We start from the raw sequence: 17,336 nt of genomic DNA on the forward strand, positions 1-17,336 counted from the left end.
GAATTCCCCTTTTTCAAAAGAGGAAATTATTTTTGATGAAATCCTAAGGAGCCTGTCCATGCCTGTTCGCGCCGCTCTGCTTTGTTCTCTGGTTGCACTCGCTTCCTGCGCCGCGCAGCGCGAGAAAAGCGCCTTCATCGATGCGATGGTCGCCAAGCATCGGTTTTCCGAAGATGAACTGGAGGATGTGTTCGCTCAAGTCAAAATCAGGGACGATGTGCTGAAGAAGATCGCGTTTCCGGCGGAAGCGATGCCCTGGCACAAATACTGGAAAATTTTCCTGACCGATGCCCGAATCAAGGAAGGCGCGGTATTCTGGCGCCTCCACGCGGATACGCTGAAGCGGGTTTCGGAACAATACGGGGTGCCGCCGGAAATCATCGTCGCGGTACTCGGCGTGGAAACGCTGTACGGCCGCCGTACCGGCTATTACCGCGTCATCGACGCGTTGTCGACGCTCGCTTTCGCGTATCCGCCGCGCAGCCCTTTTTTCAGCAAAGAACTGGAGCAATTCCTGCTTTTGTGCCGTGAAGAAAAAGTCAGCCCGCTGCAGCCGTCCGGCTCGTATGCCGGTGCGATGGGTATGCCGCAATTCATGCCGAGCAGTTTCCGTATTTTTGCGGCCGATTTCGATCGGGACGGCAAACGCGATCTATGGCGCGACCCGAAAGACGCGATCGCCAGTATTGCCAGCTATTTCAAGGCTCATGGATGGGCCAGGAATCAGCCGGTTGCGGTGCGGGTTTTTGCCAAAAGCGAAGATTATAAAGCATTGTTAAATGACAAAATTAATAGAGATTTAAGAATTGATGAGTTAGAATCGGCCCGTGTTGAATTTTCAAGACCGCTACCTTTAGAAAGTAAAGTAAAACTTCTGGCGTTCGAGCAAGAACGTGGCGACGAACTTTGGGCTGTTTTAGACAATTTCTCGGTTATCAAGCGTTATAACCAAAGTTCCTTCTATGCCATGGCCGTTTACCAGCTCAGCCAGGCCCTCTTAAATTATCGAAACTCGTCTCCCTATGAATAAAATCATACCGGCTCTCTCTATTACTGTGCTTTGCAGTTGCTCAGCCACTCAAGTCAAGACCTCTTCACTCGCTACCGATATTACCGCAGTATCTTCCTCCACCGCTGAAGCGGCGGCCTCGCAGGCCGAAGAGCGACCTAGGCGGCACCTGACCGCCAACCACCAATTCCGCCATCATACCGTACTCAACATCGGCAAATCCCAAACGTCTTCTTCCGATGCCGGACAGGAGGAGCCTGGACAGGATGAAGCCTTGCTGCCGCGCCTCGCCCGCTATATCAAGCAAGGCGTCGCTTCCTGGTACGGTCCCCGCTTCCACGGTAAAAAAACCGCCACCGGCGAAATTTTCGATATGTATGCGCTGACTGCCGCGCATAAAACGCTGCCGATTCCTTCTTATGCCGAGGTGACCAACCTCGAAAACAATCGCAAGGTGATCGTGCGGATTAACGATCGCGGCCCTTTCGTTGCCAACCGTGAGATGGATTTATCCTATGCCGCTGCCCAGGAGCTTGAAATGAACGGCACCGCGCCGGTCCAAATCAAGCCGATTTCGGACAAGCAGGCGATCCGCAAAATGCGGGAAGTCGCGAAAGAACAGCGGAAGCAGGGCATCTATCTGCAGGTCGGCGCTTTTAAGAGCGCCAGCCAGGCGCACAAACTGAAATACAAAATTGCCGCGAAGCATCTGGCCAGAACCAAAGTGCTCGCTTCACGTCATCACAAAGCCACGCTCTACACTGTTCAGGTCGGTCCGGTCGACAGTCAATCCAAGGCGGACAAGCTGAATGTCCGGTTGGCTAGGCTCGGCATTACCGGGGCTCAATACGTGACGGAAAACGACCCAAACGAAAGCGTCATGATACAATAGCGCTTACGTTCCTTTCAGTTAGTCTTGTGGCGCAATGTTTTTTAAGAGAAAATCAAAGCTGACTCCCAGTTTTTTCATGATCGTACTGCTCGCGCTTGCGCTGCAGGCCAATGCCGAATCGCTGGAGATACAAACGCCCGCGCCTCCGGCTATCGATGCGAAAGCGTTTATTTTGCAAGACTTCCAGTCCGGCAAGGTGTTGGCGGAAAATAACGCCGACGAGAGGCTCGCTCCGGCCAGTCTGACCAAAATCATGACGGTTTACGTGGTGTTCAAGGAACTTGCGAACGGCCATTTGAAGCTGGACGATCTCGCCACGATCAGTAAAAAAGCCTGGAGCACCTCCGGTTCGCGGATGTTCGTCGAAGTCAACGCCCAGGTCAAAGTCGAAGACCTGCTCAAAGGCGTGATCATCCAGTCCGGCAACGATGCCAGCGTGGCATTGGCCGAACATCTCGCTGGCGACGAAGCCACCTTCGCGGATATGCTGAACCAGCACGCCGCGCGGCTGGGCATGAAAAACACCCATTTTAAAAATGCGGACGGCTTGCCGGTCGAAGACCATTACACCTCGGCGCGCGATCTGGCGATTTTGACGACTGCGTTGATCAAGGAGTTTCCGCAGTACTATCCCTGGTTTTCGCAAAAAGAATTTACCTACAACAACATCGTTCAGCATAACCGCAATCTGCTGTTGTCACGGGACGGCACCGTGGATGGCGTCAAGACCGGCCATACGGAGGATGCGGGTTATTGCCTGGTTGCGTCCGCGCTCCGGAACGACATGCGCCTGATATCGGTGGTGATGGGGACCAAAAGCGCCAATGCCAGGGCTGTCGAGAATCAGAATCTATTGAACTACGGTTTCCGCTTTTTCGAATCGCCTCGCCTCTACGAGGGCAAGACTTCCCTATCCGATTCGAAAGCCTGGAAAGGCGACGTTCGGACCGTACCTTTGGGATTGGCGGAAAGCCTTTATGTCACGGTGCCGCGCGGCAGTGCGGGCGACGTGAAAACGGCCATTCGCGTCAATGCGCCAATCGTGGCGCCTTTCAATGAAGGCGACAAGTTCGGTACGGTCGAAGTCACCTACAAGGATCAGGTGGTCGACCAAAAAGACCTGATCGCCTTGAAGGCAGTCGGCGAGGGGAGCGTGTTCCGCCGTCTCTTCGACGGGATTTTGATGCGGTTTGCAAAAGCGGATGGCCAATAACCCCGTTTATCTGAACGGCCGTTATTTACCTGTCGAAGAAGCCCATATCTCGGTTCTGGATCGCGGCTTTTTGTTCGGCGACGGGGTCTATGAAGTGATCCCCGCCTACCGCGGCCGGCTGTTCGAATTCGAAGCCCACATGGCAAGGCTCGACAACAGCTTGGCCGCTGTTCTGATCGGCAATCCGCACAGCCTGGACGAATGGCGCGGCATTCTTGTTCCGCTTCTGAAGGGCGGAACCGACCAATACGTCTATCTGCAGATTACCCGCGGCGCCGCGCCGAAACGGGACCATCTGTTCCCCGAAAATATTCCCCCGACCGTTTTCGCGATGAGTTCGCCGATTCCCCCTTATCCGGAGCGCGATACCGGCATCAGGGCCGTTTGCCTTGAAGACAGCCGCTGGGATAACTGCCATGTCAAAGCGATCACCCTGCTGGCCAATGTGCTGCTCAGACAGGAAGCGTCGGAGCGCGGCGGCGCGGAAGCCATTCTGGTCAAAAACGGCTTCGTGACCGAAGGTTCCTCAAGCAATGTCTTTGCGGTGCTGAACGGCGTATTGGTCACGCCGCCGCTGAGCCGGGACATTCTGCCCGGCATCACGCGCGCAGTGATCTTGAAAATCTGCCGGGAAAACCATGTCTCATGCCGGGAACAATCGATGACGATCGACGATCTGAAACAGGCCGACGAAATATGGATCGCGAGTTCGGTCCGGGAAGTCGTGCCGGTTGTCGACCTCGACGGCCGAGCCGTCGGCGGCGGTGAACCCGGCCCCGCCTGGCAACAGGTCAACCGCCTGTTTCAGGCTTACAAACAATCCGTCTCATGAACGAAGAATCCCTCTTAACCTTTCCCTGCACCTTCGCGATCAAGGCGATGGGCAAGACCAGTCCGGAACTCGACCTGCTCGTCGTGGAAATCGTGCGCCGGCACAGCCCGAACATCGGCGAGGGCGCGGTCTCCTCGCGTCCGAGCAAGGGCGGCAACTATACCGCAGTCACGGTCACGATCGAAGCGCACAGCCGCGAGCAGTTGGACGCGATTTACCTGGACCTGAACCGCAGCCCGCACATTCTGATGACGTTGTAAGCCGGGGGCAGGGAGAGTCTTCGTTCTTATTTTATGGCGATCACGATCAGACAGCTCGGCTTACAGGACTACGAAACGGTCTGGCAGGCCATGCAGTGTTTCACGCTGGACCGGACGCCGGAGACCGGCGACCAGATCTGGATCGTCGAACATCAGCCCGTCTATACGCTCGGATTGAACGGCAAACGCGAGCATTTGCTGAACACCGGCCCGATTCCGGTCGTGCAGAGCGATCGGGGAGGGCAGGTGACTTACCATGGTCCCGGCCAACTGGTCGTCTACCCCTTGCTGAACCTCAAGCGCCGCGAACTCGGCGTCCGCCCGTTGGTGACGCTGCTCGAACAAACGATGATCGCCGTGCTCGCACACTACGGCATTCATGCCCTCGCACGGCCCGAAGCGCCGGGCGTTTACGTGGAAGGCAAAAAAATCGGCTCGATCGGAATACGAATCCGGAACAACTGCTGTTATCATGGGCTCAGTTTGAATAATGCGATGGATCTGGCCCCGTTCAAATTCATCAACCCCTGCGGCTATGCCGGGCTCGAAGTTACGCAACTGGCCGACCTCGGTGTTGCGGTCGATCTTGATGAGCTGGCCGAACGGCTTCTCCAAATACTGACGGAAAAATTGCCATCATGACTTACCAAGCGCCTTCCCGGGCTACGCCGGAAACGCATCAACGCAATGCCGAAAAACTCGCGCGGATTCCGGTCAAAGTCGAAACGGGCGATGCGCCGCTGCGCAAGCCGGAATGGATCCGAATCAAGCTTTCCGCGGGCGACGAAGTGACCCGGGTCAAACGGCTGCTGCGCGAGCACAATCTGCACACGGTCTGCGAAGAGGCCGCCTGCCCGAACCTGGGCGAATGCTTCCAGCACGGCACCGCGACCTTCATGATCATGGGCGACCTCTGCACGCGCCGCTGCCCGTTCTGCGACGTCGCGCACGGCAAGCCTTTGCCGCTCGACCCGAACGAACCCGGTCGTCTGGCCGAGGCGATCAAGGCGCTGGCGTTGAACTACGTGGTGATCACTTCGGTCGACCGCGACGATCTGCGCGACGGGGGCGCAGGGCATTTCGCCGATTGCATTAAAGAAATCAGAGAGCGATCCGCGAAGACCAAGATCGAGATCCTGGTGCCCGATTTTCGGGGACGGATGGACAAAGCGATCGCAATCCTCGCGGCTCAGCCTTGCGACGTGTTCAATCACAACCTCGAAACGGTGCCGCGGCTGTACAAGCAGGCCCGCCCCGGCGCCGATTACGCGGGTTCGCTGAAATTGCTCGAAGGCTATAAAAAAGCCCGGCCCGAGACGCCGGCCAAATCCGGCTTGATGCTCGGGATCGGCGAAGAATCGGAAGAAGTGCACCGGGTGATGCAGGACCTGCTCGATCATGGCTGCACGATGCTGACCCTCGGCCAATATCTGCAGCCCAGCAAGGCGCATCTACCGGTCAAGCGCTATGTGTCGCCGGCCGAATTCGGCGAATTCGGCGAAAAAGCCCGACGCATGGGGTTCGAACAGGTCGCCAGCGCGCCGCTGGTCCGCTCCTCCTATCATGCCGACGCGCAGGCGAAAGGCGTGATAGGCGATTGACCCCCGTTTCCCCCGCTGTAGAAGCGCTCGCTCCTCAGGTCAATGCCGTTAAGTTAACGCTTAACCGTTCGTTCTGAGCCTGTCAGAAGGGCGAACGGTTTAACTTAAGGAGATTGGGTCGATCATAGCTTCTTCCTCTCGTTTCCCCGCCGAGCGCCTATCGTGATACCCTTTGTGCTCAGCTGTTACGCCCCAAAAGGCACAAACCGCGGTAGGGTACGCTGTGCGTACCTTTTCACCCTCCAATGGTACGCACAGCGTACCCTACAGTTTAATGCCATTCCCCTCAGATTCTGCATCACTCTACAACTGCCTCATAAACGCCACCAAATCCTGTTTTTCCTGTGCGTTCAGTTTCAGTTGCAGCACGATGTTGAAAAATTCGACGGTATCTTCCAGCGTCAGCGCGCGGCCGTCGTGCATGTAGGGCGGCGAATCCTTGATGCCGCGCAATGTAAAGGTCTTGATCGTGCCGTCGCCCGGCTCGTTCACGAAACGTTCGAGATGCAAATCGTGCATTTGGTGATCGAGATAAGTCGGCGGCATATGGCAGTTCGAACATTGGCCTTTGCCGAAAAAGATGTTTTCGCCGCGCGCCTCGCTTTCGGTGGCTTTGGCCGGGTCCAGCCTGCCGGTGGCCGGATCGAGCTTGGGCGCAGGAGGGAAGTCGAGCATGTTCTGCATCTGCGCCATGTGGCTGACCGGGATGCGGTCGAGAACATTCATGCCTTTTTTGATCGCGTGAATCTCGTCGCCGTTGAAATATGCGGTGCGTTGCTCGAACTCGGTAAAGTCCTCGACCGAACGCAGGCTGCGTTTGGAACTGTGAATCTGTTGGTTGAACACGCCTCTGAGACTGGTGGTATCGAGCCGGAAGCGCCGCTCCTGTGGCCGGATATCCGGACTCAAATGGAACTGGCCGGTGGTATGGCCGTTCACGTGGCAGTCGAAGCAGGTGACGCCGAGGCTGGGTTCTTTGCTTTTGCGGTCGTCGGTCGGGTTGAACTCCTCTTGCGGAAACGGCGTCACCAGCAGCCTTAATCCATCCAGTTGTATCGGCGTCAGAATGTCTTTGAACAGGCGATAATAATTGTTGATCGAGATCACCTCGCCGCGCGATACGTCGCCCAGCTCCGGCCGGTTGTTCAGGAATAGCGCCGGCGGGAACTCGGGCAGGAACGCTTCGGGCAGGTCGAAATCGACATCGAAACGCTCAAGCCGCGGAAACATGTCGATCTGCATTTTCGGAAATACTTGGCCGCCGTTCGACTGTAACGGATGCGGCAGTGACGGGTAAGGGAAAATGCCTTGTGCCCTGATTTCCTCGGGAGCCGCTTCGCCGAGCTTGTCCCAGGTCATGCCGGAAGGCAGCCTTGCCGTAGGTCCCACCGCCAGCGGTTTGCCGCGCGACATTTTGGCCGACGGATCGGTCTTGACGTTGAGGTCATAGCGTTGCTCCAGCAGCTGTTTTTGCGCAGCCATGACGTCGGCTTTGCCGGCGGTTTCTTTTTTCATGATGTCTTCGGGCTTTTGCATGGGCTGGTCCGCGTTCAACGGGTCGCGGTAAAAATCGAAGCCCGAGATCCTGCCGCTTTTGGGCTGGTTCTTGACTGCCGGCGACAGCGGCGAAGGCTGGTTCGGAGTGAACCTTTCCGAACGGTCGTGCTCGGTTTTTTGCTGTTCAGGCCTGGTGCTTCGAACCGTGCGCGGCGTCTGTGCTTCGGCGATGGCGTCAAACAGCCGTTTCTCTCCCTGAGCTTGGGCTGTCGCGGCGAAACAACCGCCCAGCAGTAACAGGCCCGACGATATTTTCATTATCCTTTTGGACGTCATGGTCTTCTCCTTAATGAGGCTTAAGAAACGTTTCAAAATCGCCGCGTGGCGCTTTGAGGCCATAAGCGGCAGAACATTTACTCAGCCGGGCATCTAATTTATGTTTCAATTAATGGAAACGATGCATTCGCAACGGTGAAAAGACAAAATCAACATTCTCGCGTATAGTCGAATAATGACTGTACCCATAAATCAGGGATAGTTCTGTACGATAGCGTGCACAAATTTCTTATTTTTGAGGGTGAATAACCGATGGCGTACTGTTTGAAATGCATTCTGCCAGTCTTTCTGGCAATGGCCGTTTTCGGAAAGGCCGGAGCCGTGGAACTGCCGCCGCCGGCCGATTTGTCGAGTCAATATGCGCTTCCGAGCCGACAGGTGATCGTCGTCGAGCCGCATGAATCGACGAACGAGCGGCAGAAGCGGGTCGAATATACGGCGCTACCGATCGACGGGCTTTTGACGCGCTGGTTCGGCGACCGCTGGACGTCGGAAGAGGCGGAGATCGTGTTTCTCGCCAAGGACGGCTACCGCTCGGTCGTTCCCGGCCCGAAACTGAAAAAATACCGCGCTTTTCTGGCCTTTGCCCGCTCCGACGGCGCGCCTTTCACCGTCGACAACAGCAGCCAGAACGAGCGTAAAATCCCGCTCAGCCCGTATTATCTCGTCTGGGACAATAAGAAGGAGCCGGAGCTCTTGCGCCAGGGAGCCTATGGCTGGCCTTACCAGGTTACCGCGGTCGAATGGCACAGTAAAAGCGAGGATCGGGCACTGCTTCCGGCTCGCGCCTCCCCCATGCTGGAGCAAGGTTTTGCGGAAACCAAGGAATATTGCCTGACCTGCCATAACATTCGCGGTATCGGCGGTAAAAAATATCCGGTCGATCTGATCCGCGCCCTATGCCGTTGGCAGGAGCCCGATTTGAAAGCCTGGATCGATTCGCCGAGCCGCGTCAAGCCCGGCACGGCCATGCCGCCTTTGGCCCGCCTGTTGCCGGAAGCGGAACGTCAGCGGATGATCGGGCGCATCGTGGGGTATTTGGGTGCGATGAAAGTTGAATCTCCGGAAGCATGCGCAAGACCGGCGCCATGAGCGAACGGGAAGGCGTGATCAAATACCGCCTGGATTACCGGGTTGCACCCTCCCGAACCATCGCCGGATTTGCCGAGCTGAACGCCTGGCGCGGTCTGTTGTGGAGGATCGGCCTGATCGGGCAGGATGATGCCCGCTATGACGGTCTGGGCTACGGCAATCTCAGCCTGCGGCTGAAAGGCGAGAGTTTTACGGTGACCGGCACCCAAACCGGCCATTTGCCGCATCTGACGGCCGACCATTATGCTTATGTCAGCCAGGCGCTTCCCGAAGAAAATTATCTGCAGGCCGAGGGCCCGCTGGCGCCGTCTTCGGAAGCTCTCACGCATGCGGCGATCTATCGTGCGGCGCCGGAGGTGTGTTGCGTCGCGCACGGACATAGTCCGGAAATCTGGCGGCATGCCGAGACCCTGGGGCTCACCTGCGTAGCGGAAGCGATTGCCTACGGCACGCCGGCAATGGCCCAGGCGGTCAGCGCGATTGCTGAAACGAATCCGGAGCAGGGTATTATCGTGATGCGGGGCCACCTTGATGGGTTGTTGACGTACGGCAGGACGCCGGAGATTGCCTGCTGGCAGATGGTGCGGAGTTTGGCCAGCGCCTGGGCGCTGGCGGATTTATCCGAAGACCGGTAATTAGAGAGGCGGTAAGGTTCTGTCTAATGGGGATGACGACCAATGCCGTTAAGATATTGTGTAGGCCGGATAAGCGAAGCGCATCCGGCGATCATACGGTGGATGCGCTTCGCTTATCCACCCTACGCTCCATCAACTTAACGGCATGGGTGCAGCTCAGGCTCGACGTATACCGTTATCGGAAAAAGTAATCTATTATCTGCCTGCAGCGCGAGTATATTACGCGGCTTACAGGGATGACCGGTTATAAGCCGCCAAAACCTGCTTGACGTAGTTTTGGGTTTCGGGATACGGCGGGATCGAGTAATTGTATTTGATCACCGCGCCTTCGCCGGCATTGTAAGCCGCGACGGCCAGTTCCAGATTCGGGCTGAACATTTCGATCAGGTCGCGCAGATAATGCGTGCCGCCGTCGACGTTCTGGAGCGGGTCGCGGCGGTCGTCCACGCCGTAGCGCCGGGCGGTGTCCGGCATCAGCTGCATCAGGCCGACCGCGCCGGCCGAGGAAACCGCGCCGGCGTTGTAGGCCGATTCGGTCTGGATCACCGCATGGACCAGTTTGGGATCGACCTGGTGCCGATAGGCCGCCTGGTTGATCAAATCGCTGAATTTATGCTTGTTTCGGCCGAAATAGCCCCGGTAACCGGCCATCGTCGGAGCGGGCCGCATATAACGATACGGCTTCGTCTCCATGATGCGCTTGTATAGGCTGCTGTTGGCGGGTTTGGGTTTGATATTGGTATAGTAGGTGCGGCCCGCACTGTCGACATATTTATAAATGTCGGCCAGCGCGCCGCCGGACACGCTTAAGGTGATTAGGATTGTGGTCCATCTCAGCATGGCTCCCCCTTTTATTGTTTTGCATTAATACTAACCAGACTCGCGGCTTTCACCGCTTTTTGCGTTGCTTCTTCAATCGTTTCCGCGCTGGCCAGCGCCACGCCCATCCGCCGGTTGACCAGGGCGCGCGGCTTGCCGAACAGGCGAATTTCGCTGTCCGGTACGTTCAGCGCGGCGTCAAGCCCTTCATAAACGACATCGTCAGCTTCTGTTTGGCTCAATATGACCGCGCTCGCGCCGACTCTCAAGAGGCGGGTGTCGACCGGCAGGCCCAGGATCGCGCGCGCATGCAGCTCGAATTCGTTCTGCTGTTGAGTAATCATTGTAGCCATGCCGGTGTCGTGCGGTCTGGGACTCACTTCACTGAACCAGACATGGTCGCCTTTCACGAACAGCTCGACGCCGAAGAGGCCGCGTCCGCCGATCGCCCCGGTGACTTTCAGCGCAATCTGCTGTGCCGCCCCGATGGCGGCCGGCGCCATCGGCTGCGGCTGCCAGCTTTCGCGGTAATCGCCGTGTTCCTGCCGGTGGCCGATCGGCTCGCAAAAACGGGTTTCGATCTCGCCGTTCGGATTCAGCGCGCGCACGGTCAGCAGCGTAATCTCGAAGTCGAAGTCGATTTTGGATTCGACGATCACTTTGCCGGTATCGACCCGGCCGCTGACTTTCGCGTAGTTCCAGGCCGCTTCCAGCTCTTCCGGGCTTTTGACCATCGACTGGCCCTTGCCCGAGGACGACATGGTCGGCTTGACGAAACAAGGATAGCCTATTTTTTGCTCGACGGCGTGTTTCAGCTCGGCAAAACTTTCCGCGAACGTATAGGCGGAGGTCGGCAGTTGGAGCCGTTCCGCGGCGAGCGTGCGGATGCCTTCGCGGTTCATCGTGAGTTGAATGGCGCGCGCATTCGGGACGATCGTACTGTGGCCTTCCTGTTCGATTTCGGCCAGCGCGTCGGTCGCGATCGCTTCGATCTCCGGAATGATGTAATCGGGTGTTTCGAGCGCGATGATTTTCTTGACCGCCTCGCCGTCGGTCATGTCGATGACATGGCTGCGGTGCGCGACATGCATCGCCGGCGCATCGGGGTAGCGGTCCACGGCGATCACCTCGACGCCGTAGCGCTGCAGCGAAATGACCAGTTCCTTGCCCAGTTCGCCGCTGCCGAGCAGCAGCGCCTTGGTGGCGCTGTTCGATAGTGCGGTGCCTAGTTTCATGACGATCCTGCCAGATAGTTGTCGATGTCTTCCTTCGAAAAGCCGATTTTTTTGGCGACCCGGTCGGCATGGCTGACCCGCGAAATGCCCGGAATCAGCCGGTAGGTCGGGGTATCATGCGCGAATTCGACCTGCTTGGCGATGCCCATGCCTTGGGCGATGCAATGATCGACCAGTTGATGATTGTGAGTGATCAGCACGGTGCTGTTGCCTTTCCGGTAAAAGCCGGTCAACACGTTGATCGACGATTCCATTTTTTCCTCGAAGGTAGTACCTTCGGACATCTCGTCCAGTACCACCAGGCTTTTCGCGGTCGAGGCCAGAAAAATATCCTTGGTCCGTTTCAGTTCGGTGCCGAAGCGGCCCTCGCCGTCGACCAGATGGCTGATTTCGGGCGCCTGGTAAAAGATCCGGTCCGCGACGGTCAGCGTCGCCGCTTTGGCCGGTACATAACAGCCGATCTGCGCGAGCAGCTGGATTTGGGTGAGCGTTTTGCAGAACGCGGTCTTGCCGCCGCTGTTCGGGCCGGTGATCAGGACCAGCTTGTCGTCGTCGAGCATGAAGTCGTTCGGAACATAATTCGGATTCGCCTTGCCGAGCACCGGGTTTTTGGCGGCGGTCAGATTGATCCGGTGATGCGGCGCGTCAATCAGCGTAGGCAATGTCGTTTCGCTGCCGAACGCTTCGGAGAATTTGACGAAGGACAACAGTTCATCCAACTGACCGAGCGCGTCCAGCGCCTCGCCGACCTCCTGGGAGCTCCGGAACCGGTTGCGCAGCGGGATGATGCAATTGTCGCGGTCGTAGCCGCCGACGATCGGGAAATAAACCAGGAGCAAAGGCGCGAAGAAAATGATCTGCGCGGGCGTGGTGATGTTCATCGCCATCGGCAGCAGCCCCAGGATGAAAGCCAGCGCGGCGAAAATCAGCGGCTTGAACAGGCGCGGCTTGAAGATCACCGAAACCGGAAACCAGCCCTTCTTTTCTTCCTTCGATTGGATCACGCCTTCGGTCACGTAAACCGGTCCCGCCATCAGCGAATAATCCCGGCTGGCCGCGAAACGGCGGATTTTATCGAACACCGCGTCCAGGAAAGGACTTTGAGGCGCTTCGGTCTGCCGAATCCGCTCGACCAGATCGAGCATGAAGCGCACGCCGCGCTTGTACTGGGCATAGCCGTAGCCTTCGATTTCATGCTCGCCGCGCGCGGCGCCGAACGAACCGATGAATTCGGCGTAGAGCAGCATGTACAGGTTTTTTTCGGTATCGGCCGCATGTTGCACGATACGTTCGATTGCTTCCCGGAGCGCCGGATTGCGGCCGATTTCAGCGGCGGCCTCCTGTTTCGCTTTGAGAAGCCGGATGTCGTCCAGCGGGCGGGACAGCGAACGGTACAAAAACGCCTGTCCGACCGTGGTCGAGCAATGATTGACCGCGTCGAAAAGGTTGTCGACTTCGATCGTGTTGAAAGCACTCGGGTCGATTACGCCGGCGCCGGTTTCCGGGGGCCGGGTGGATTTGATTTCGGGCCAGGCATTCTGCCAGCTTTGTAATATCGTTTCCGTCATCGGTGATCTCTCGTTGTCGGTTTTGTGGAACAATACCCGTAGCCGCGATGCGGCAAAGCCGAACCGGGAAATCTCGAAGTCCGGCACCTTCGATTCCGCAAAGCTTCATCGAGGCTACGACCACTTCAAATATTTCGGGTATAAGTAAGCCGTTTGCGGAGAATTTGTCAAATCACGAGCCGCTTTGCAAGCTCGGCAAGTGCCCGGCGCTTTTCTTCAATCGCTCGACAGCAGTAAATTGACGAGTACGTCCGCATGCGCATCCGAGTCGTTCAGCGCCGGAATATAATGATAAGCGCTGCCGCCGGCCTTCAAGAAGGCTTGCTTGTTCGCGATCGCGATCTCTTCCAGCGTCTCCAGGCAATCGACCGCGAATCCGGGGCAGACGATATCGACTGTTTTGACGCCGCGTTTCGGCAATTCCTGCAGCGTGTCCAGGCAATACGGCTTCAGCCACTCGGCCTTGCCGAAGCGCGACTGGAATACTATTTGCCACTCGTGATCCTGCAGCGAAAGCTGTTCGGCGATCGCGGCGGCCGTCCGTTCGCAATGCGTGAAGTACGGATCGCCCAGCTTGGTCAACATTTCCGGCAGGCCGTGGAACGACATCAGCAGCCGTTCGTGTTTGCCGTGCAGATGCCAGTATTGCCGGATCGAATTCGCTACCGCGGCAATATAGCCGGGGTCCCGATGATAATCGCCGATGAAGCGGATTTCCGGAATGTGGCGCCACTGCATCAGTTCGGCGGCCGCCGCGTCGAAGACCGAGGCGGTCGTGGTCGACGAATATTGGGGATACAGCGGCAGTATCGATACGCGGTCGACGCCGGCTTTCCTGAAAGCCCGCAATTGGCTCGCAATCGAGGGTTCGCCGTAGCGCATCGCCTCGCGTACCGCGATATTTTTCGCCGCCAGTGCGGAGGCGATTTTTTCGGCAAGCCGCCGGGTCAGATAAATCAGCGGCGAGCCTTTTTTATCCCAGATCTTGCGGTAAGCCAGAAAAGACCGGCGCGGCCGAAGCGGCAGCACGAACAGGTTCAGGATCAGCCACCATAACGGCCGGGGCAGATTGACGACGCGCGGGTCCCGGAGAAATTCGCCCAAAAACCGGCGGACCGCCGCGACGGTCGGTTCCGCAGGCGAGCCCAGATTGACCAGCAAGACGCCGGTTTTTTTCGGGGGCATGCTAGGGCTAGCGGTTGATCAGGTTCAGGAATTCCGAACGCGTATTCATTTCTTTACGGAAGATGCCGGTCATCACCGAGGTCGTCATCACCGAATTCTGTTTTTCGACGCCGCGCATCATCATGCACAGATGCTTCGCTTCGATCACGACCGCGACGCCTTTCGCATCGACCGCATACTCGATCGCGTCGGCGATCTGCTTGGTCAGTTTTTCCTGGATTTGCAGGCGGCGGGCGTACATATCGACGATCCGGGCGATTTTGGAGAGTCCCAGCACCTTGCCGCGCGGCAGGTAGCCGACATGGCATTTGCCGATGAACGGCAGCAGATGGTGCTCGCACAACGAATACAGCTCGATGTCCTTCACGATCACCATGTCTTCGGTATCGGCCGTGAACACCGCATTGTTCAGCACCTCGTCGAGGTTTTTTTGGTAACCGTTGTTCAAAAATTTGAACGCCTTGGCGGCACGTTTCGGGGTATCGATCAGCCCCTCGCGGGTCAAGTCCTCGCCCACCGCGGCGATAATCTTCGAGAAATATTCTTCCACGATTCAGTTCTCAATAAATACAGGATCTCCGCAGTATAACATCATTGTGCGGTGAATTTTAATGCTTCGCGGACAACGGAGGCGCCCGCGCCATATTTGACCGCCTCTTCGCTCAAATGCCTGCGCCAGGAACGCGCGCCCGGCTCGCCGTGGAACAGGCCGAGGATATGCCGGGTGATGCTGTGCAGGCGCACGCCTTCGGCCAGTTGCCGCTCGATGTAGGGCATCAGCCGGTTGACGATCTCGCTGCGCGGGACGGCATCGGCCGGCATGCCGAACAGGCGCCGGTCGACTTCGGCCAGAATATAAGGATTGTGATACGTCTCCCGCCCCATCATCACGCCGTCGACGCCATTCCGCAATGCTTCTTCCGCTTGTTCCAGCGTGGTAATGCCGCCGTTCAGCACGATCCGAAGCGGCGGAAAATCCTGCTTCAGGCGGTAAACCATCTCGTAGCGCAAGGGCGGCACTTCCCGGTTTTGTTTGGGGGACAGCCCTTTCAGCCAGGCCTTGCGGGCATGCACGATGAAGGTCCGGCAGCCGGCATCGGCGACCGTGCCGATAAAATGGGCCAGCTCCTCGTAGGAGTCCCGGTCGTCGATTCCGATCCGCGACTTCACGGTCACCGGAATCGACACCGCGTTCCGCATCGCCGCAACGCACTCGGCCACCAGTTCCGGCTCCGCCATCAGACAGGCGCCGAAGCGGCCGTTCTGCACCCGGTCGCTGGGGCAGCCGACGTTCAGATTCACCTCGTCGTAGCCGAAGTCTTCGGCCATTTTCGCGCAGGCGGCCAAATCGGCCGGATCGCTGCCGCCCAATTGCAATGCCAGAGGATGCTCGCTCGAATCGAATTGTAAAAACCGTTGCCGGTCGCCGTGCAGCAGCGCCCCGGTCGTGATCATTTCGGTATAGAGCAGCGCCCGTTTCGTTATCAGGCGGTGAAAAAAGCGGCAGTAGCGGTCGGTCCAGTCCAGCATCGGGGCAACGCAGAACCTATGTGATTTATTCATTAAGAAAATCTTGAATATTCTTGACTTGGTAAATTAGGATATTGGTCAATCATCACTTCCCTCATGGTTTCCACGCCAAGCGCTCATCATTATGCGCGAGTAGCGTCATGCTCGCCGGGAAGTGGGTATCCGGTGCCAAGGATGACGAGTCTTAAGCTATCCATGCGGCCTGGATTCCGGCAATTCCTGCCGGAATGACGGATCATATATAGCGTCGAGCGAGGGAACGATCAGGCGGCATTTCGTTTAGCCGGATCATTAGCTGTCACGGTATTTTAAACACTCTGCTGATTTGAGCCAATGTTACCCATATCGGCAACTGGCTTTCATAAAGAATGTACGAGTTCTCGTGCTGACGTTTTTTTGCCCTCAAACTCTCGGTATAGGCATCACGCCTTGAAACAAAAGGGGACGCTGCATTGGCATGAAATCCGTATTCCTCAAAGGGGATTAACGACCCATACCGGTCTATTGATGTTGATCTTTGAATGTCTGTAAAAATCGCTATCTTAGTCATTTTAAGTTTGAATTTTGGAATTATCCTAATCAGTTTATCATGAGAAAAATGCATGCTATCCCGCCTAGTCAATCCATGGATTCCAGACTTTTCTTTCAATTTTAGTTTGCAATGAAATCAGGACCAGAAGATATCGCTGACCTTGCCGCCATGATCGTACGTTCAGACTATCTGACTGGCGAAGTCATAGTTGCAGACGGTGGTCTCAATCTCACATGACAGGAAAAGCCCCCTAACCCTTCGTTGCACTGGATTGCCTATGGCAACCGGTGAACTCAAACGTTAGCCGTCACGACTGCGAACTGCCAAATGAAGATCTCCTGGGCCGAGTATAAAGCGATCGCCACATCCGATCTCGAGCTCGATGGCGCGGTCATCTATCGCGGACAGCGACTTGCGAGCTGGGGTCTGGTTTCCTCTGTGCACCGAACCGCGTTGGTTCGCTCCATTCCCGATTTGAAAGGGTATGCGGACTACATGCTCCCACGCGTGCATGACGCGCTTGAGGCATGGGTCGGACGCTCATGGGATTTAAAGCATTCTTTGGGCTTGGCAGAGTTTCTTGCGTTCGCTCAGCACAACGGCTTTCCGACTCCGCTGCTGGATTGGACCGCGTCACCGTACATCGCCGCGTATTTCGCGTTCGAGGGCGTGAATCATTTCAAGCCACAGTCCGAGCGCGTTGCCATCTTTGCCTTCAATCAGGAGGTCAAGTCTACGATTTCGCCGACTTCACGCCGCACGTCTCAGTACTGCGGCCGCGCCAGGTGGGCAATCACAAGCTCGCTGTTCAACAAGGTTGCTTTACGGTGACCAACGTTCTAGATATCGAACAGCACATCCGCCTCAATGAATCTGAAGGGCGTAAATTCCTGACGAAGTACGAACTTGATGTTCGCGAAAGACCGAAAGTGATCCGGGAGCTCTCCCTCATGGGCATTTCTGCGGTGCAGCTGATGCCTTCTGTCGAGGCTGTGTGCAAGAAGGCCCTCGAAGATCTCATTGGCCTCGTACCAATAGAGCCACCCAAGTGACGGCTAACCCTTCGCTGCACCGGAAACGCTACAGCCGTCTTCGGCGGC

The 17,336-nt window shown here is 57.0% G+C and carries 18 protein-coding genes; 11 read left to right on the forward strand and 7 right to left on the reverse strand.

The window, feature by feature from the left end:
- The first annotated feature begins 58 nt into the window (after positions 1 to 58).
- The 7 genes from mltB to lipA are packed head-to-tail and all read left to right on the forward strand — an operon-like array spanning position 59 to position 5,807.
- Entirely contained in the window at positions 59 to 1,030 is a 972-nt protein-coding gene (mltB, locus tag CC94_RS0110990) for a lytic murein transglycosylase B (protein ID WP_005369776.1), read from the forward strand.
- The gene (locus tag CC94_RS0110995) at positions 1,023 to 1,901 is read left to right on the forward strand and encodes a septal ring lytic transglycosylase RlpA family protein (RefSeq protein ID WP_005369777.1); all 879 of its coding nucleotides are present in this window, start codon (positions 1,023 to 1,025) and stop codon (positions 1,899 to 1,901) included. Before mltB ends, CC94_RS0110995 begins: the two co-directional genes overlap by 8 nt.
- 34 nt (positions 1,902 to 1,935) lie before the next feature.
- The gene (locus CC94_RS0111000) at positions 1,936 to 3,114 is read left to right on the forward strand and encodes a D-alanyl-D-alanine carboxypeptidase family protein (RefSeq protein ID WP_005369778.1); all 1,179 of its coding nucleotides are present in this window, start codon (positions 1,936 to 1,938) and stop codon (positions 3,112 to 3,114) included.
- Positions 3,104 to 3,946: a D-amino acid aminotransferase gene (locus CC94_RS0111005; protein WP_005369779.1), complete on the forward strand. Its 843-nt coding sequence runs from the start codon at positions 3,104 to 3,106 to the stop codon at positions 3,944 to 3,946. Before CC94_RS0111000 ends, CC94_RS0111005 begins: the two co-directional genes overlap by 11 nt.
- Positions 3,943 to 4,206 carry a YbeD family protein gene (locus tag CC94_RS0111010; protein WP_005369786.1) on the forward strand — a complete coding sequence of 88 codons (264 nt, stop codon included), beginning with the start codon at positions 3,943 to 3,945 and terminating at the stop codon, positions 4,204 to 4,206. The genes CC94_RS0111005 and CC94_RS0111010 overlap by 4 nt, the downstream gene beginning before the upstream one ends.
- A gap of 33 nt (positions 4,207 to 4,239) precedes the next feature.
- Positions 4,240 to 4,848, forward strand: coding sequence for a lipoyl(octanoyl) transferase LipB (lipB, locus tag CC94_RS0111015; protein ID WP_005369789.1), 609 nt, complete (start codon positions 4,240 to 4,242; stop codon positions 4,846 to 4,848).
- Complete coding sequence (gene lipA / locus CC94_RS0111020) at positions 4,845 to 5,807, forward strand: lipoyl synthase (protein WP_005369794.1); 963 nt, start codon at positions 4,845 to 4,847, stop codon at positions 5,805 to 5,807. Before lipB ends, lipA begins: the two co-directional genes overlap by 4 nt.
- A gap of 303 nt (positions 5,808 to 6,110) precedes the next feature.
- Here lipA and CC94_RS0111025 read toward each other — a convergent pair whose 3' ends face one another.
- Positions 6,111 to 7,640, reverse strand: coding sequence for a hypothetical protein (locus CC94_RS0111025; RefSeq protein ID WP_005369795.1), 1,530 nt, complete (start codon positions 7,638 to 7,640; stop codon positions 6,111 to 6,113).
- Positions 7,641 to 7,892: 252 nt separating this feature from the next.
- Between CC94_RS0111025 and CC94_RS0111030 the strand changes: the two genes are divergently transcribed.
- Together CC94_RS0111030 and CC94_RS0111035 are read left to right on the forward strand one after the other, a co-directional pair.
- Positions 7,893 to 8,732: a c-type cytochrome gene (locus tag CC94_RS0111030; protein ID WP_005369796.1), complete on the forward strand. Its 840-nt coding sequence runs from the start codon at positions 7,893 to 7,895 to the stop codon at positions 8,730 to 8,732.
- The gene (locus tag CC94_RS0111035) at positions 8,711 to 9,367 is read left to right on the forward strand and encodes a class II aldolase/adducin family protein (protein WP_005369797.1); all 657 of its coding nucleotides are present in this window, start codon (positions 8,711 to 8,713) and stop codon (positions 9,365 to 9,367) included. The genes CC94_RS0111030 and CC94_RS0111035 overlap by 22 nt, the downstream gene beginning before the upstream one ends.
- 228 nt (positions 9,368 to 9,595) lie before the next feature.
- Here the strand turns inward: CC94_RS0111035 and CC94_RS0111040 are convergent, their stop codons facing one another.
- The 6 genes from CC94_RS0111040 to dusA form a co-directional block, all read right to left on the reverse strand.
- Complete coding sequence (locus tag CC94_RS0111040; protein WP_005369798.1) at positions 9,596 to 10,207, reverse strand: transglycosylase SLT domain-containing protein; 612 nt, start codon at positions 10,205 to 10,207, stop codon at positions 9,596 to 9,598.
- Between the two features lie 11 nt (positions 10,208 to 10,218).
- The gene (purT, locus tag CC94_RS0111045) at positions 10,219 to 11,421 is read right to left on the reverse strand and encodes a formate-dependent phosphoribosylglycinamide formyltransferase (RefSeq protein WP_005369805.1); all 1,203 of its coding nucleotides are present in this window, start codon (positions 11,419 to 11,421) and stop codon (positions 10,219 to 10,221) included.
- The gene (locus tag CC94_RS0111050) at positions 11,418 to 12,989 is read right to left on the reverse strand and encodes a MutS-related protein (RefSeq protein WP_005369806.1); all 1,572 of its coding nucleotides are present in this window, start codon (positions 12,987 to 12,989) and stop codon (positions 11,418 to 11,420) included. Before CC94_RS0111050 ends, purT begins: the two co-directional genes overlap by 4 nt.
- A 216-nt stretch (positions 12,990 to 13,205) precedes the next feature.
- Positions 13,206 to 14,174 (reverse strand): ferrochelatase, encoded by a 969-nt coding sequence (hemH, locus tag CC94_RS0111055; RefSeq protein WP_005369807.1) that lies wholly within the window; start codon positions 14,172 to 14,174, stop codon positions 13,206 to 13,208.
- 7 nt (positions 14,175 to 14,181) lie between these two features.
- Positions 14,182 to 14,724 carry a GTP cyclohydrolase I FolE gene (gene folE / locus CC94_RS0111060; protein ID WP_005369809.1) on the reverse strand — a complete coding sequence of 181 codons (543 nt, stop codon included), beginning with the start codon at positions 14,722 to 14,724 and terminating at the stop codon, positions 14,182 to 14,184.
- Positions 14,725 to 14,765: 41 nt separating this feature from the next.
- A complete protein-coding gene (gene dusA / locus CC94_RS0111065; protein ID WP_051911469.1) occupies positions 14,766 to 15,737 on the reverse strand; it encodes a tRNA dihydrouridine(20/20a) synthase DusA in 972 nt (323 codons plus the stop codon).
- 826 nt (positions 15,738 to 16,563) lie between these two features.
- Between dusA and CC94_RS21490 the strand changes: the two genes are divergently transcribed.
- Together CC94_RS21490 and CC94_RS24300 are read left to right on the forward strand one after the other, a co-directional pair.
- The gene (locus CC94_RS21490; protein WP_215731676.1) at positions 16,564 to 17,067 is read left to right on the forward strand and encodes an FRG domain-containing protein; all 504 of its coding nucleotides are present in this window, start codon (positions 16,564 to 16,566) and stop codon (positions 17,065 to 17,067) included.
- Positions 17,064 to 17,288, forward strand: a complete 225-nt coding sequence (locus tag CC94_RS24300) for a hypothetical protein (protein ID WP_051040305.1) — start codon at positions 17,064 to 17,066, stop codon at positions 17,286 to 17,288. Before CC94_RS21490 ends, CC94_RS24300 begins: the two co-directional genes overlap by 4 nt.
- Positions 17,289 to 17,336 lie beyond the last annotated feature (48 nt).

Source organism: Methylomicrobium agile (assembly GCF_000733855.1).
Taxonomy (GTDB): Bacteria; Pseudomonadota; Gammaproteobacteria; order Methylococcales; family Methylomonadaceae; genus Methylomicrobium; species Methylomicrobium agile.